16 protein-coding genes and 4 pseudogenes are annotated in these 14201 nt (G+C 43.2%); 13 read left to right on the top strand and 7 right to left on the bottom strand.

Features of this window, described 5'->3' with window-relative positions:
* Positions 1-650 precede the first annotated feature (650 nt).
* Complete coding sequence (locus BFN00_RS02605) at positions 651-941, bottom strand: hypothetical protein (RefSeq protein ID WP_004646557.1); 291 nt, start codon at positions 939-941, stop codon at positions 651-653.
* 81 nt (positions 942-1022) lie between these two features.
* Positions 1023-1264 (bottom strand): annotated as a pseudogene (locus BFN00_RS16100) (S24 family peptidase); the annotation flags it as partial.
* A 167-nt stretch (positions 1265-1431) separates the two neighbouring features.
* Here BFN00_RS16100 and arsC point away from each other — a divergent pair.
* The 6 genes from arsC to BFN00_RS02570 all read left to right on the top strand — a co-directional run bounded on the left by arsC (position 1432) and on the right by BFN00_RS02570 (position 5833).
* Entirely contained in the window at positions 1432-1866 is a 435-nt protein-coding gene (gene arsC, locus BFN00_RS02595; protein WP_071850370.1) for an arsenate reductase (glutaredoxin), read from the top strand.
* Positions 1867-2074: 208 nt separating this feature from the next.
* Positions 2075-2395, top strand: coding sequence for a metalloregulator ArsR/SmtB family transcription factor (locus BFN00_RS02590; protein WP_004646559.1), 321 nt, complete (start codon positions 2075-2077; stop codon positions 2393-2395).
* 6 nt (positions 2396-2401) lie between these two features.
* Positions 2402-2875 (top strand): arsenate reductase ArsC, encoded by a 474-nt coding sequence (locus BFN00_RS02585; protein ID WP_004646560.1) that lies wholly within the window; start codon positions 2402-2404, stop codon positions 2873-2875.
* Between the two features lie 5 nt (positions 2876-2880).
* Complete coding sequence (gene arsB / locus BFN00_RS02580) at positions 2881-3921, top strand: ACR3 family arsenite efflux transporter (RefSeq protein WP_071850369.1); 1041 nt, start codon at positions 2881-2883, stop codon at positions 3919-3921.
* Positions 3922-3925: 4 nt separating this feature from the next.
* The gene (gene arsH / locus BFN00_RS02575; RefSeq protein ID WP_004280163.1) at positions 3926-4630 is read left to right on the top strand and encodes an arsenical resistance protein ArsH; all 705 of its coding nucleotides are present in this window, start codon (positions 3926-3928) and stop codon (positions 4628-4630) included.
* A 141-nt stretch (positions 4631-4771) separates the two neighbouring features.
* On the top strand, positions 4772-5833 hold the full coding sequence (locus tag BFN00_RS02570) for an ArsO family NAD(P)H-dependent flavin-containing monooxygenase (RefSeq protein WP_071850368.1): 1062 nt from the start codon (positions 4772-4774) through the stop codon (positions 5831-5833).
* 114 nt (positions 5834-5947) lie between these two features.
* Here BFN00_RS02570 and BFN00_RS02565 read toward each other — a convergent pair whose 3' ends face one another.
* From BFN00_RS02565 to BFN00_RS02550, 4 genes and pseudogenes are all read right to left on the bottom strand, one after another.
* Positions 5948-6931: a potassium channel family protein gene (locus tag BFN00_RS02565; RefSeq protein ID WP_071850367.1), complete on the bottom strand. Its 984-nt coding sequence runs from the start codon at positions 6929-6931 to the stop codon at positions 5948-5950.
* A gap of 174 nt (positions 6932-7105) precedes the next feature.
* A pseudogene (locus tag BFN00_RS16330) lies at positions 7106-7252 on the bottom strand (IS5/IS1182 family transposase); the annotation flags it as partial.
* Between the two features lie 283 nt (positions 7253-7535).
* Positions 7536-8915 (bottom strand): ATP-binding protein, encoded by a 1380-nt coding sequence (locus BFN00_RS02555; RefSeq protein ID WP_071850366.1) that lies wholly within the window; start codon positions 8913-8915, stop codon positions 7536-7538.
* Positions 8908-9012, bottom strand: a pseudogene (locus BFN00_RS02550) (winged helix-turn-helix domain-containing protein); the annotation flags it as partial. The pseudogene BFN00_RS02550 and the gene BFN00_RS02555, both read right to left, overlap by 8 nt.
* Before the next feature lie 2 nt (positions 9013-9014).
* On the opposite strand from BFN00_RS02550, the pseudogene BFN00_RS02545 reads away from it, so the two are divergent.
* The 4 genes and pseudogenes from BFN00_RS02545 to BFN00_RS02530 all read left to right on the top strand — a co-directional run.
* A pseudogene (locus BFN00_RS02545) lies at positions 9015-9977 on the top strand (cytochrome c biogenesis protein CcdA); the annotation flags it as partial.
* Positions 9974-10822, top strand: a complete 849-nt coding sequence (locus tag BFN00_RS02540) for a TlpA disulfide reductase family protein (protein ID WP_071850365.1) — start codon at positions 9974-9976, stop codon at positions 10820-10822. The pseudogene BFN00_RS02545 and the gene BFN00_RS02540, both read left to right, overlap by 4 nt.
* Positions 10823-10840: 18 nt before the next feature.
* Positions 10841-11581, top strand: coding sequence for a thiol:disulfide interchange protein DsbG (dsbG, locus tag BFN00_RS02535; protein ID WP_071850364.1), 741 nt, complete (start codon positions 10841-10843; stop codon positions 11579-11581).
* Positions 11582-11688: 107 nt separating this feature from the next.
* Positions 11689-12051, top strand: a complete 363-nt coding sequence (locus tag BFN00_RS02530) for a YidH family protein (RefSeq protein WP_004646570.1) — start codon at positions 11689-11691, stop codon at positions 12049-12051.
* Here BFN00_RS02530 and BFN00_RS02525 read toward each other — a convergent pair.
* Positions 12048-12368, bottom strand: a complete 321-nt coding sequence (locus BFN00_RS02525; RefSeq protein ID WP_071850363.1) for an ArsR/SmtB family transcription factor — start codon at positions 12366-12368, stop codon at positions 12048-12050. The two genes, BFN00_RS02530 and BFN00_RS02525, sit on opposite strands and share 4 nt — an antisense overlap.
* A gap of 120 nt (positions 12369-12488) precedes the next feature.
* On the opposite strand from BFN00_RS02525, the gene BFN00_RS02520 reads away from it, so the two are divergent.
* From BFN00_RS02520 to BFN00_RS02510, 3 genes are read left to right on the top strand one after another with little or no spacing between them, the layout of a single operon-like run.
* Complete coding sequence (locus BFN00_RS02520; RefSeq protein WP_005251416.1) at positions 12489-12905, top strand: YeeE/YedE family protein; 417 nt, start codon at positions 12489-12491, stop codon at positions 12903-12905.
* A 1-nt stretch (position 12906) separates the two neighbouring features.
* Positions 12907-13323 (top strand): DUF6691 family protein, encoded by a 417-nt coding sequence (locus BFN00_RS02515; protein WP_004646572.1) that lies wholly within the window; start codon positions 12907-12909, stop codon positions 13321-13323.
* 2 nt (positions 13324-13325) lie between these two features.
* Positions 13326-14198, top strand: a complete 873-nt coding sequence (locus tag BFN00_RS02510; RefSeq protein WP_071850362.1) for an MBL fold metallo-hydrolase — start codon at positions 13326-13328, stop codon at positions 14196-14198.
* Positions 14199-14201: the final 3 nt, after the last annotated feature.

Below are 14201 nucleotides of genomic sequence, written 5' to 3'. Positions count from 1 at the left end.
GTCTCGTGGGCTCGGAGATGTGTATAAGAGACAGTCATAAGTATTAGAAATATATAAAAAGTCATAATGAATCGAAGCTACCAAAAAATTTTCAAAATTATAGTTCTAAAGAAGCATTTTAAATGTATCTTAATTATTAACAACGAAAGGAAATTGTAAAGTCGAAAGGAAAAGTGTCTAACCCTTTATATTATAATAATATTTATATTAATTTAGTGATTTATCCAAATCATTCAACAGTTTATCTTCATTGTACGCATTGGGGGGGACAATCTTATAAGAGCTGGTATATAGTTTCCTTTAAATTTTTTGGGATAAGCTTCACATATAAGAAAAAATATAAAGTTTATTGTTATTTAACTTTGAATTATATAGAGAATCTTATAAAAGAGAACTCGTACATATCGGATTGTTTAATATGAACTTAGAAAAATAAGTGATTAAAATCATGTCATCGTTTCTAATAATTATAGGATTTATATGATGTTTTGCAGGGATAATTTTTAGACCACATATTTCCCATAAAAAGGTCAAGAATTATATGGCTGCAAAAGCTGCTGGCTTCTTATGTATGTTACCAGGAGTATTTCTATTTTGTCTTAGATCTTATTTAACATAAATCCCCCCGCTAGGGGGACTCGATTCTAGTCTTAAAAAACTTCGTAATTACATACTTCTATTCTTGAAATAAAATCGAGAGGCATTGTCAGTCTCTCAGCTGTAATAGTTTCAAAATGAACCCAGATAGCAGCATCTCTATTCTCAAAACTAATACTTACAAGTTTAACTAAGTCGTAAGGTTCAACATTATGGGTCAAGATAATATTATAGAGGTGATCTGAGCGTACGTACGAAATAAGGATTTGATGGATAGTTAATTGCTCTTTACTGCTTAACTCACTGTAATTACTTAGTTCTGGTAAATCATTTTGAATATTCACTTCAATCCTTAACAATCTTAAATTTTCTGTAGAAAACGGCGATTTTATCAATTTAGACAACGCTGAATATATTGGCTTTTGTTAATTCTTTCTAAATCTTGTTCTCGCTCGATAAACATAGCGTATACAGTTAACTACCTGACCTACAAATATACATTGGTTGTTTAACTCAATAATATTTGGCTTGAACTCTGGACTTAGAGCCTGAAGATATCTTTTTCCATTTGTCTCAATAACTAATTTTTGAAAGTAGCATCATCACCGTAACGAACCATAATAATGTCATCAGATTGCATGTCTCCGTAAAAAGCATCCGGATCAACTGGACTGCTCCCAGTATCCTAGACATAAGACAGCCTCATTTTAAAACTGTTTCCAATGGTTTTGGAGTCCCCATCTCAGATTGTATTCATAAAGCACATATATTTTATATTGCGAATATGCGTATATTCATATATAAAGCTATGATTCGTCGATAAGAGGGAAGCTCATGAATCAAATGCCAAAAGTCCAAATTTATCATAACCCGGCCTGTGGCACCTCACGCAATACGCTGGCGTTAATTCGCAATGCGGGAATTGAGCCGGAAGTGATCGAATATCTGCTTACGCCACCCTCGAAAGATCAGCTGGTCAACATGATTCGGGATGCCGGTTTGACGGTTCGTGAAGTGCTCCGTAAAAATGTCGATCCCTACACCGAGCTGAATCTGGATGATGCCGGCTGGAGCGATGAGAAACTGCTGGATGCCATGCTGCAACATCCGATCCTGATCAATCGCCCGTTGGTGGTTACCGAGTTTGGAACCCGATTATGCCGTCCATCGGAAGTGGTACTGGATATTCTGCCTTTGCCACAATTAAAAGCCTTTGCCAAAGAAGACGGTGAAATCATCGTGGATGAACAGGGCAATCGGATAAAATAAAGTGTCCCCCCATGCGAAAAAGCTTCAACTTGATTGGAGCTTTTTTATCTGAAAAACACATTGACGATGATCTATATCGGAAAAAGCGGGAAATTGTTCAAGCGAGCGCTTTCTGGTAGGCATATTCTGATCTGGATATCATTTTTGACAGGTCATCTTTACCATATATATGGATATGTGTATATTTGCATAAAAAATGGGAGCAATTATGGACCACGTTCAGTTTTTTAAATGTTTATCTGATGAAACACGTCTCAGTATTGTCCTGCTAATTGCACAAAACAAAGAGCAATGCGTCTGTGATCTGACCGATAAACTGCAGTTAAGCCAGCCGAAAATTTCACGTCATCTGGCCTTGTTACGTTCTTGTGGTTTACTCAACGATCGCCGGCAAAGCCAGTGGGTGTACTACAGCATTAATCAGCAATTGCCGGCCTGGTGTTTTGAAATTCTGGACGTGCTAAAAGCTAGTGAGGTTCCGGTTTTATTTGATTCTTCCGCTCTATCGATTCAGAGCCATTGCGAGTAAGTTTTCATGAAATTTTTGTTTTTATGTACGGGGAACAGTTGCCGCAGTATTCTCTCTGAAGTGTTGTTCAATAGCCGTGCGCCAGAAGGCTGGGTCGCTTACAGTGCCGGCAGCAAACCTTCCGGTCAGGTGCATCCCTTGACGCTTGAAACCCTGCACAATCTGGGCTTGTCGACTGAAGGCTTATCCAGCAAAAGCATTGATGCCTGTGAACAGTATCAGCTAGACGTGGTGATTACCGTCTGTGATGCGGCAGCACAGGAAGCGTGTCCTCTTTATCTTGGCGGAGCGATCAAGGCGCACTGGGGCCTGTCTGATCCGTCCCATTTAGAGGTGGATAAAGAAGAAAAAATGAAAGCCTTTATGAGCACTGTTGAACATATCAATCGTCGCCTGGATGCTTTGTTTAAACTTAACGTAAATGAGCTTTCTCGCTCGCAATTGATTGCAGCGATTAATCAAATTTCGAATGTTGAGTAAGTCACATGTCTGAAAAACGCATGTCCTTTTTAGATCGCAACCTGACGCTCTGGATTTTTATTGCCATGGCGTTAGGCATCGCCATAGGAAACTTTTTTCCTCAAGCATCGGTTGCTCTGGATCAATTCAGTATTAATTCAGTCAATATTCCAATCGCGATTGGTCTGATTCTGATGATGTATCCACCCCTGGCAAAAGTGGATTATGCGACCTTGCCGCAAGTGTTTAAGGATAAGAAAACCCTGACGCTATCTTTAATTCAAAACTGGTTGATTGCTCCGGTACTGATGTTTGCGTTGGCTGTGATTTCTTTGCATAGCTATCCAGAGTATATGACAGGCGTGATCCTGATTGGTTTAGCTCGATGTATCGCCATGGTACTGGTGTGGAATGGTCTGGCCTGTGGTGATAACCAATATGTTGCAGCATTGGTGGCGTTTAACAGTATTTTCCAGATTTTATTCTTCAGTACCTATGCCTGGTTATTCCTGACCTTCCTTCCGCCATATTTTGGTATTGAAGCTCAAGTGATCAATCTTAGCTTCTGGACCATTACCCATGCTGTTCTGGTTTATCTTGGAATTCCGTTCTTATTGGGTTTCTTAACGCGCTTAATTTTGGTGAAACAAAAAGGCGTAGAATGGTATCAAAACAAGTTCATTCCAAAAATCAGCCCGCTGAGTTTGATGGCTTTGCTGTTTACGATTTTGGCGATGTTTAGCTTAAAAGGGGGGGATGTCGTAAGTCTTCCACTGGAAGTTTTACGCATCGCGATTCCTTTAATCATTTACTTTGTGGCCATGTTCTTTATTAGCTTCTTTATGAGTAAATGGATGGGCAATGATTATCCAAAAACTGCTGCAATCTCATTTACTGCGGCTGGAAATAATTTTGAATTATCACTTGCAGTCGCTATTGCAACTTTTGGTATCGCTTCGCCGGTTGCTTTTACCACGATTATTGGGCCATTGGTTGAAGTACCTGTGTTAATTGCTTTAGTGAGTGTTTCACTGTGGCTAAGAAAGAAATATTTTAAAGAGGCTTGATCCGATGAACCTGCCTAACGTAGATCCAAATCTTATTGAACAACCCACCTTTGAAAAAGTCCAAGCCAAAGAACTAGCTCATCCTCCTCGGATTTTACTGCTCTATGGGTCTAATCGGGAACGTTCTTACAGTCGCCTTGCAGTTCTTGAAGCTGGTCGAATCCTTGAATATTTTGGGGCAGAAGTCAAAATCTTCCATCCCAAAGGGCTACCTTTACCGGAAGATGCTGATACTGAACATCCAAAAGTAAAAGAACTGCATGAGCTTCTGGCATGGGCTGAAGGTATGGTGTGGTGTTCACCGGAACGCCATGGTTCTATGAGTTCCATCTTTAAATCCCAGATTGACTGGATTCCTCTGGCAGGGGGTGCAATTCGTGCCACTCAGGGAAAAACCCTTGCCTTGATGCAAGTCAGTGGGGGATCACAGTCCTTTAATAGTCTGAACCAGATGCGTGTTTTGGGGCGTTGGATGCGGATGATCACGATTCCAAATCAGTCTTCAATTCCAAAAGCATTCCTGGAATTTGAAGAAGATGGACGAATGAAGCCATCAGCATTCTATGACCGGATTGTCGATGTGATGGAAGAACTGTATAAGTTTACTTTACTAACCCGTGGGCAAAGTGCTTATTTGACCAACCGTTATTCGGAACGCAAGGAATCGGCTGAAGAGCTTTCCAAACGGGTAAATCAGCGTAGTTTATAAATTCTAGGTGATCAGAGAGACTGAAAAGTATCTTGAGCAATGGAAGGCTAATTTAAACGCTTGAAAATTTTATGAAATACGCCCAGTCTGATAAGCAGGCTGGGTTTTTATTTGATGACAATAAAGAAGGGGGGAAATATTTTGGCTCAATTACAAGCTGAAGTTGATGTGATCATCATCGGTGGTGGACAGGCCGGTTTGTCCACGGCTTATTTCTTAAAGCGTAAGAACATTCCGTTTATCATCCTAGATGATCAGCCTCAGCCTGGAGGTGCCTGGCAGCATGCCTGGGAGTCCTTGCGCCTTTTCTCCCCGAATAGCTGGAGTTCGCTGTCAGGCTGGATGATGCCGGCGACCGAACAGACCTATCCGACCCGCAATGAGGTGATCGATTATTTGACCGCCTATGAGCAGCGCTATCACTTTCCTGTAGTTCGTCCGGTGCGTGTGGAACGCGTGGAAAGTAAGGGCCAGTATTTAGAGGTTTATGCCGGGGAACAATCCTGGAAAGCCAAAGCGGTGGTAAGCGCTACAGGGACATGGAGCCAACCATTTATTCCCGAGTATGCCGGCCGTGAGCATTTTCAGGGCGTACAACTGCATTCCGCAGATTATAAAAATGCTGAGTTATTTAAAACCAAGAAAGTCATGGTGGTGGGTGGCGGTAACTCTGGTGCACAAATCTTGGCAGAAGTATCTCAGGTGGCCGAAACGCTTTGGATCACCCAGACACCGCCGCAGTTTCTGGCAGATGATGTCGATGGCCGTGTCCTGTTCTTAAGGGCGACTGAGCGCCTGAAAGCCCAGCAGGAAGGTAGAAAGATTGAGCAGCCCATTGGGGGGGTGGGTGATATTGTCATGATTGATTCAGTTAAAGATGCACGTGAGCGAGGCATTTTGCAGAGCAGGCGTCCATTTTCAGCTTTTACAGAACATGGCGTGATTTGGGAAGATGGCAGCACAGCGCATGTGGATGTGGTGATCTGGTGTACAGGATTTAAGGCGGCGCTGAATCACCTCAGCAGCCTCGGAATTATCCAGCCGGACCAGACCATTGCGGTTCAGAATGGCCGCTCTGTTCAGGTACCAAATTTATGGCTGGTGGGCTATGGAGAATGGACAGGTGCTGCTTCGGCCACGCTGGTCGGGGTTTCCCGGACAGCTCGGGCAGTAGCGGAAGACATCGCTGCATTTTTGGCCTGAGAGGATTTGATCCTGATTCAGTCGAGTGGATTGAGTGAATAGTATCTGTCTGCAACGAGCGTCATACCCGATGGTCTGATGCTCGTGATGATACGCTTGCATTGACGTTCGAATTTAATCAGGTAACTTATGCCCACAATGTGGACAGAAGAAATATTTGTTTTTTTCCTGCTCGAGTTGTTCTTTCTTACGCTCATGAATAAGTTCTAACAGGATATCCTGCATTTGTTCTTTGCTCAGTCCGACTTCTTTACGTAAAATTTCAATTTTTTCTTGATCTTCAATTAAGTCAATTTCTGCATCATCGAGCAGTTCACGAAATCTTAATTCCAGTTTGTGCTTGCGCTGTCTCAGCTCATTGGCCAGACCATTTGCCAGAATACCCGCAGGAAGCGCTGCCAGACCCACCCCTAAAATAGTAATTAAAGCCCCTAGAAAGCGGCCTAAGGGGGTGATTGGTGTCACATCGCCATAGCCGACTGTGGTCAGTGTCACCACTGCCCACCACATGGATGCAGGGATGGAGCTAAAGACTTCTGGTTGAGCCTTATTTTCAACCACATATACTCCAGCCGCCGCGATGATGATCATGATCAGCAGGATAAAAATAACCGCCTGAAATGAGCCCTTTTCGCGCTTGATCACCCGCAATAAAATCTGCAGGGAGACGAAATAACGGGTTAATTTGAGTAATCTGAATAATCGAAGGATTCGCAGGAAGCGTAAATCGAGATGCACAAAGAAGTTAATATAGGCCGGGAGAATCGCCAACAGGTCAATGATGGCACCGCCACTACGGATCCATAACCATCGGTTTTTCCATGCACCTTTAAAGGGGTCTTTTTCCGCAATGGCCCAAAATCTTAATAAATATTCCAGGGTAAAAATAAAGATCGAGAATAATTCAAAGGCATCAAACAGCAGCTGATAGGATTGATAGAGGTCATTGATTGATTCAAGTAAAACGGCAGCAGTATTCCCAATAATCAATATAATCAGAAATATATTGATGACGCGACTTAAGATGCTTTCGTGTTCTTCATTATGCAAATTGTCATAAATAAATCTGCGAAGCTTATACCAGGCCTTGAATTCCATAACAGTGCATTACGGTGCGATAAGATGCTTTGAGTTTAGCGCAAGCCCGGCCATCGAAAGGAAATTTTTAAAAAATTAATCAGAATTGTGGGGTGGTGATTATCCTGGATTTTTAGGGCTAAAGCGAGTGTGCACGACTCTAAAATCCCCAAAGCATTCTGGTAAATCTCACTACGGAATACTTGAACGATACCGATACAATACTGCTTCAACAAATACCCTGTTGTCTTTGGCAGTTACTCAAACAGTACTTGCTCGTCCGGGCAACAGATCCTTAATCTGTTCCCACTGATCATCTCTTAATGCATAGCGTTTAGTCATGAAAAAATAATGAGGACAGATTAGATTTTTTTAAGCTAATTGGTGACAGGCCTAGTTGCATCAAGTGATCTTTTTTCTCTGGCATTTTTGTTTTCATAGAGGGGGCTTATTATTTTTATACCTGTTTCTATGCTAAAAATTAAAAGTGCGTTGTGATCGCCTGCTCATAAACTTGAGAATACAGAGAAGGTTTTTGTTGAAGAAAAAGTTATTTGTATAAACAAAGGAAGTGATTTGAATTGGTGATATCTTTATTGGATGTTGAAAAGTAAGAATTTTTATTTCAAAAAATCTCTAGGGTTTTCGATTGTATTGAATTGATTTCAATGCGAAGCCCATAGGGCTGTCGGGCATTGAAAGAGAGCTGATAGCCATACTGTTTTAACAGGTTAGCGGTCAATGCCAGTCCTAAACCATGGCCGTGCTGCTGAGCAGATTTGCGCCAGAAGCGTTGTCCTAAATGTTGGATATCCTGTGCTGTCAGTTGCTGTCCATCATCTTCAATCACTAGGCAACCAGACTGCATGGAAATCCAGATATGGGCAGCCTGTGCATGCAGCAGGGCATTTTCAAGCAGATTTTTCAGTACGGTATACAGCACAAATTCAGGCAGCTGAATTTCGCCCAAGTTGTCCCAGTTTACTTGTATTTTTTTGTTCATTTCTGGATAGCGTGTACCTAAGTCTGCAAGAACTTTCTCAAGTGTGGGGCGAAGCCAGATGGCCTCAGGCATTGCCTGGATACTGTTTTCTGATTGGGTCAGCAATAAAAGCTGCTCGAGTAACAGCGTATAACGCCGGATACTCTCATTGGCCTGCTGCAAATTATGCTGAATGGATTCAGGCAGGTGCTGCTGCTGACCGATCAGCTGGGCCAGTTGTACATGGGTTTTAATTGCAGTCAGGGGACTGCGTAATTCATGTGCAGCATAGGCACTAAAGGCTTTCTCCTGTTGCAGACTGTCATTGAGTTTTTGAATCAACTGCGTGGAATTGTTGACAAAAGGCTGTACTTCTTGGGGAATACTTGCAGGCTTGAGCTGCATTAAAAAATCTGCCACCTCTGAATAGCTAAGGTTTTTCTGGTTCAGGTATTGACTGAGCTGATCCAAAGACCGGAACTGTCGGCGGATAATAAAAACGATCAGGGCAATACAGATCAGCAGTGAGAAGACCAAGGGAATCAGTACGGACTGCAGAATCTGCTGTAGTAAGGTATCCCTCAAGAACATACGTTCTGCTGCCACCACTTGAATATCGCCACGACGCAGAACATAACTGCGCCATTCCGTATCACCCTGCTGCCAGGTGCTGAATCCTTCTGGTCGCTGGCTTAAATTTTGGGGGGCACCGCGTGTTTTGGCAATCACCTGATTACCTAACGAGATGTCAGAGCTAAAAAGAGAAACTTCACAGGCAATTAACTGGTTTGCATCATCATTCTTGGCTAATTTGGATAAGGTTGCATCCCCTAGACTATCCAGCGGTAACTGCTGAATCAGCCGGGCAACCATTTGTGCAGATGCCGATAAGCGTTGATCCAGTGTGTCTTGTAAACGCTGTTTCAGGTCAATATACAGCCATGAAAATACTGCACTCCACAGCACAATAAACACGGCCAAAAGACTCATGACCAAACGCCATTTGAAGCTGTGACTAAACATGACGCTGCTCAAACGGTTTAAAAATATATCCCACACCACGAATGGTCTGAATTAAATCTGGATGCAGTTTTTGTCTCAGGTGATAAATCTGTACATTCTTTGTTTGTTTTGTTCGCATTTAATCTGTTTGGAGCATTTCAGCTGTCCTTACCTAAAGGCATGTTACAGCGTCTGGATCAATGGCAGCAAAAGCAGAAGGGTGGCACGCTGATTGGTGCCGGTCTTATGGGCATGATCGCTGCACTGATTGTCGGGCCATGTATGAGTGCGCCGTTGGCCGGTGCCTTAATCTATGTGTCTCAGCTCAATCAACCGATGCTGGGAGCTAGTTATCTGTTCGTCTTAGGCCTTGGGCTGGGCTTGCCGCTATTTATTGCTGCCGTATTTGGGTCCCATCTTTTACCCAAACCTGGCATCTGGATGGATCGCCTGAAGTTTAGTTTTGGCTTTGTCATGTTGGCTCTGGCCTTGTATTTCGCCCCTCCATTATTGCCCGGCATTTTATACCTGGGCCTTTTGGGTGTGGTACTGATCACCTGTTCAGGCTACTTCTTGTTCAAGATGCTGCCTCATGTGCATCGGTCTGTATCGAAAATAGTCCTGATGCTGCTCAGTGGTTTACTGGTATCCTATGCAGGAGGCATGCAGCTCTATCATGTCTGGAGTCAGGTACAGGTCGCCCATGTGAAATCACGGCTTGAATGGCAGAGAGTCAGTACAGCCGCACAATTGCAACAGGTTTTAGCCAAACATCCTGCACAGCCGGTGGTGATTGATGTCTATGCAGACTGGTGTGTGGCCTGTCAACCGATTGAAAAGGAAGTAATTCCACGTAGTGATGTCCAAGCGGCTTTACAAAATGTGGTTCGTATCAAATTAGACCTGACCCACTATCATCCAAGTCAGGATGAGCTGCTAAAAGAATGGCAAATCCTCGGTCCGCCCACCTTTATATTTTTAAATGCCGCACATCAGGAACAGCGCGAGTTGCGCTTGACAGGAACTTTTAGCGCAACACATTTGCTCGGTAAATTGCAGCAACTGCAAGGGGAACAACCATGATGATTTCAAGTGATGCGCTACATCTGGGACCTTTGATGTTGCCCTGGACACTCATAATTGTTGCCACTGGCTTGATGCTGTTATCTGCTGTTTTGTTTGGATTAGCCAGAAAGTATTCATGGTCTAAACAACTGCTTGGACAAAGTCAGGATTTGCTCTGGAGCAGTTTTTTGCTGGGGATGCTGGGTGCACGTCTTGTTTTCGTTCTGCTCAATGCCGAGCTGTATTTTGCAGCACCCATCGACATACTGAAAATCCAGGACAAAGGTTTCCATTTATGGGGAGGGGTGCTGATTGGTGCTTTGTGGTATGTCATTCGAAACAGACAGTTGCAGACCCGATTCAAAGCCATCTTGTTGATCATCTTTGTACTCTGGATCGGGCTTGGACTCGCGTTCAAATCCAGTCTAAAAACTGAAGCAGCGTTTCCTGATCTAGCCTTTGCTGGACTAGAACAGGAGCGTCTGGGTACAGACAAGATTCCACTCAGCCAATTCGTTGGCCAGCCCACGGTAATTAATTTGTGGGCGAGCTGGTGTCCGCCGTGTCACCGCGAAATGCCGGTGTTGGCCAAAGCAGCCAAGCAGCATCCTCAAGTGAATTTTGTCATGCTGAATCAGGGTGAGGAGGTAGCCACCGTAAATGCCTATTTAAGAAAACATCAGTTTCAATTTAAACATGTCCTGCTGGACCCATATGGTGAACTACCACAGCAGCTGAATAGTTTTGGTCTGCCAACGACGCTGTTTTTTAATGCTCAAGGCCAGCTGGTCGAGCGGCATATGGGGGAACTCAGTCCGGCTATGTTGCAGCAATATTTAAATAGAATTTCAGATCAACCTTAAAAAATGGAAGGACTCAGTATGAACAAAATTTACCAGGTGCTTGGTGCAGGCATGTTCCTGATCATGAGCATGCACACACAGGCAAATATTAAACAGCATATTGAAAAACAGGGCTTTGTGTTTGTAAAACAGATTCCGGCACCGCAAGGAATGACCGGCTGGGTGGGGCATGAAGACCAATACTCCAATACGGTATTTATCTCCAACGATGACAAATATTATATCAAGGGCGAACTGTTTGATGCACAAGGGAAAAGCCTGTCCAATGAGCAGATTGAAAAGCATATGAAAAAAGCGGTATTGGACGATGTCTGGAAAACCCTGGAAAAATCCACCTGGATCCAGGATGGCAAGCCAGATGCACCACGTGTGGTCTATGTCTTTTCCGATCCAAATTGTCCATATTGTTATAAATTCTGGCAGGCGGCCCGACCTTGGGTAGAATCAGGGAAGGTACAGCTGCGTCATATTCAGGTCGGTGTGATCCGTGAAGAAAGCCGTGGCCAGGTGGCAACACTATTGAATTCGAAAGATCCAGCGGCAGTTTTTAATGATATAAACAAGAATAAAGGCAAAAAGCAGCTCAAGAAAATGGAAAAGATTCCTGTCGAAATTGCTGCAAAAATTGATGCCAACCAGGCCCTAATGGGGAAATACGGCTTTTTCTCCACACCGTCGATGGTCTGGAAAAACAATCAGGGTGAATTTAAATCTGCTCAAGGCCTGGCGATGGATGTCAAGGAAATTTTTGAACAATAATATTTTAACTACATGATAGAAAAGTAATTTTTACTTCAAACATCTATACATGATAGGGAGGCAGATTTACATTGGTGGATAGGCTAAGCATGAAGAGCAGATAAGATATGTCAAATTTGGATGATCCACGGGTACTGCTTGCTTTGGAACGAACCGCTCTGGCGTGGAACCGGAGTGGTTTGGCATTAATTGCTTTTGGTTTTGTGATTGAAAAATCCAACCTGCTAGTGCAACTGGTGGACCCAGACACTTATGCACAGAAAATAGCTTATTCACAATGGTTGGGAATTGCGGTGATTGTATTTGGTATGTTGGTGAATTTCGCCTCAATCCTGCAATATCGACGGGGTTTGACATCACTGCGACCGCCGGAATTTATTGAAGGTTATTACACCCAGTATCCCGTATGGCTAAATCTGTTTACTGCTTTTAGCGGACTGCTTCTGATCATTTCTTTTTGGCTGCACTAAGAAGAGGGCTGGGCGCAATACAGCTCGTACAGCTTTTGCATCAGGCTCAAGACCTTGGGGTCACTCAGACGATAGAAAATCTGTTTGCCCTCACGTCGGGTGCCAACCATGTCGGCCTTACGCAGTACAGTCAGCTGTTGTGAAAGTGTAGGTTGATGAATATCGGCAGATTCTTCAATTTCCTGAACATTCATTTCCCCGTCAACCAGGACACATAAGATTTTCAGACGATCAGGATTGGCTAAAACTTTTAGGCATTGGCTGACGAAATCGACCTGTGAAAAATCAATTTTGGCATTTGCAGCAATCATATCCATAGATGTCCTTGAAACCTTTGATGTAACCCATGCAGTTTACACAATTTACCACAAAACTGCTTGATTATTATTTTTTAATATATAATATAAAAAAGTATATTGTATAGAGATTGATTCACCATGCATGACTTCCTCATCGCATTTATTGGCGGTTTAATGCTCGGACTTTCAGTGGTCGGCTATCTGTATGTCAATGGCCGTATTGCAGGAATCAGTGGTTTGGTTGGGCAGGTATTAAACCCAAAAACCGTATTTAAAACGCCTGCGATCTGGTTTTTATCAGGCTTGATCATTACACCGTTTATTTATGGTCTGTTTGTACAACCTGAAATCGAATTGAATGCCAGCCCATTGATGATGATTGTGGCAGGTCTGCTGGTAGGCTTTGGGACACGTTTGGGTTCGGGCTGTACCAGTGGTCACGGAATTTGTGGCATTAGTCGGCTGTCTAAGCGTTCTATCATCGCGACCATGACTTTTATGTTTGCAGGTTTTGTCGCTGTTTATATTATCCGTCATATCACAGGAGCATTCTAAAATGAAAAATGTGTTTGCCTTTTTATTTGGTGCGCTGTTCTCTGTGGGATTGATGGTATCGGGCATGTCCAATCCGGAAAAAGTACTCGATTTCCTGGATCTGTTTGGCGATTGGGATGCCAGTCTGGCCTTTGTGATGATGGGCGCGATTACTGTGGCCTTTATTCCCTTCCAGAAAGCATTACGTACGGCGCAACCGAAAACAGTATTTAATGAACCTATTGATTTACCTAAAAATAATCAGATAGATAAGAAGCTGATCACGGGTGCGGTTTTATTTGGTGCAGGTTGGGGCATTGCCGGCATCTGTCCGGCGCCAAGTTTCACTTTGATCGGTTTGGGCCACTATCAAGTGCTCTATTTTATTGTAGCAATGCTGGTGGGTGTATGGATTCACCGTAAATGGTCAGGAGCTTAACGATGTCAAATTTACCTATAGTAAAAGATTTTTTTCACGAAGATACCAATACCTTCAGTTATGTTGTACGTGATCCGGCGACCAAAGCCTGCGCCATTATTGATAGCGTTCTGGATTATGATCCGGCATCAGCAAGTACATCCACTATTCATGCCGATAAAATTATTGCCTATATTAAAGAGCAGGGTTTAACGGTCGAGTGGATTCTCGAAACCCATGTCCATGCTGATCATTTAACTGCAGCGCAATATCTCAAAGAAGAACTGGGTGGCAAAATTGCCATGAGCCAGAAAATTGGTATTGTTCAGGAAACTTTTGGCGTGATTTATCATCTGGATATTAAACAATGGAATGCTCAGCAGCTCTTTGATTATTTATTTGAAGATCATGAGTCGTTCCAAATTGGAACATTGAAAGCCTATAACATTCCAACACCGGGACATACGCCTGCTTGCCTGAGTTATGTGATTGGCGATGCGGTTTTTGTGGGTGATACGTTGTTCATGCCAGATTATGGTACAGCACGTTGTGATTTTCCGCGAGGCAGCGCAGAACAGCTTTATGATTCGGTGCAAAGCCTGTTTCAGTTGCCAGAAGATACCCGGGTCTTTTTATGTCATGACTATCTGCCTGAAACACGTGAATCGTATGTGTGTGAATCTGATATACAGACGCAGAAAAAACAGAATATCCATATTCATCAGGGAATCAGTAAAGCTGAATTTGCTCAGATGCGAAATCAGCGGGATTCAGGACTGAGTATGCCTAAGCTGATTCTACCAGCGATTCAGATCAATATGAAAGCAGGACAGTTTCCTGAGCCAGAACAAAACGGTGTTTCTTACCTCAAGCTTCCTCTTAACTACTTCAAATAAGCT

The organism is Acinetobacter sp. AR2-3 (genome assembly GCF_001878775.1).
Taxonomy (GTDB): domain Bacteria; phylum Pseudomonadota; class Gammaproteobacteria; order Pseudomonadales; family Moraxellaceae; genus Acinetobacter; species Acinetobacter lwoffii_D.
Note: the sequence above shows the minus strand (reverse complement) of the source record. Positions and strands in the feature narration are given on the sequence as shown.

What these genes read in the sequence shown, in the direction of transcription:
- BFN00_RS02585 (WP_004646560.1), top strand. Translation starts at nt 2,402, where the DNA reads ATGAAATTTTTGTTTTTATGTACGGGGAACAGTTGCCGCAGTATTCTC.
- BFN00_RS02520 (WP_005251416.1), top strand. Translation starts at nt 12,489, where the DNA reads ATGCATGACTTCCTCATCGCATTTATTGGCGGTTTAATGCTCGGACTT.
- BFN00_RS02510 (WP_071850362.1), top strand. Translation starts at nt 13,326, where the DNA reads ATGTCAAATTTACCTATAGTAAAAGATTTTTTTCACGAAGATACCAAT.
- BFN00_RS02555 (WP_071850366.1), bottom strand. Translation starts at nt 8,915, where the DNA reads ATGTTTAGTCACAGCTTCAAATGGCGTTTGGTCATGAGTCTTTTGGCC.
- BFN00_RS02590 (WP_004646559.1), top strand. Translation starts at nt 2,075, where the DNA reads ATGGACCACGTTCAGTTTTTTAAATGTTTATCTGATGAAACACGTCTC.
- arsC (WP_071850370.1), top strand. Translation starts at nt 1,432, where the DNA reads ATGAATCAAATGCCAAAAGTCCAAATTTATCATAACCCGGCCTGTGGC.
- dsbG (WP_071850364.1), top strand. Translation starts at nt 10,841, where the DNA reads ATGAACAAAATTTACCAGGTGCTTGGTGCAGGCATGTTCCTGATCATG.
- BFN00_RS02515 (WP_004646572.1), top strand. Translation starts at nt 12,907, where the DNA reads ATGAAAAATGTGTTTGCCTTTTTATTTGGTGCGCTGTTCTCTGTGGGA.
- BFN00_RS02540 (WP_071850365.1), top strand. Translation starts at nt 9,974, where the DNA reads ATGATGATTTCAAGTGATGCGCTACATCTGGGACCTTTGATGTTGCCC.
- arsH (WP_004280163.1), top strand. Translation starts at nt 3,926, where the DNA reads ATGAACCTGCCTAACGTAGATCCAAATCTTATTGAACAACCCACCTTT.
- arsB (WP_071850369.1), top strand. Translation starts at nt 2,881, where the DNA reads ATGTCTGAAAAACGCATGTCCTTTTTAGATCGCAACCTGACGCTCTGG.
- BFN00_RS02525 (WP_071850363.1), bottom strand. Translation starts at nt 12,368, where the DNA reads ATGGATATGATTGCTGCAAATGCCAAAATTGATTTTTCACAGGTCGAT.
- BFN00_RS02530 (WP_004646570.1), top strand. Translation starts at nt 11,689, where the DNA reads ATGTCAAATTTGGATGATCCACGGGTACTGCTTGCTTTGGAACGAACC.
- BFN00_RS02565 (WP_071850367.1), bottom strand. Translation starts at nt 6,931, where the DNA reads ATGGAATTCAAGGCCTGGTATAAGCTTCGCAGATTTATTTATGACAAT.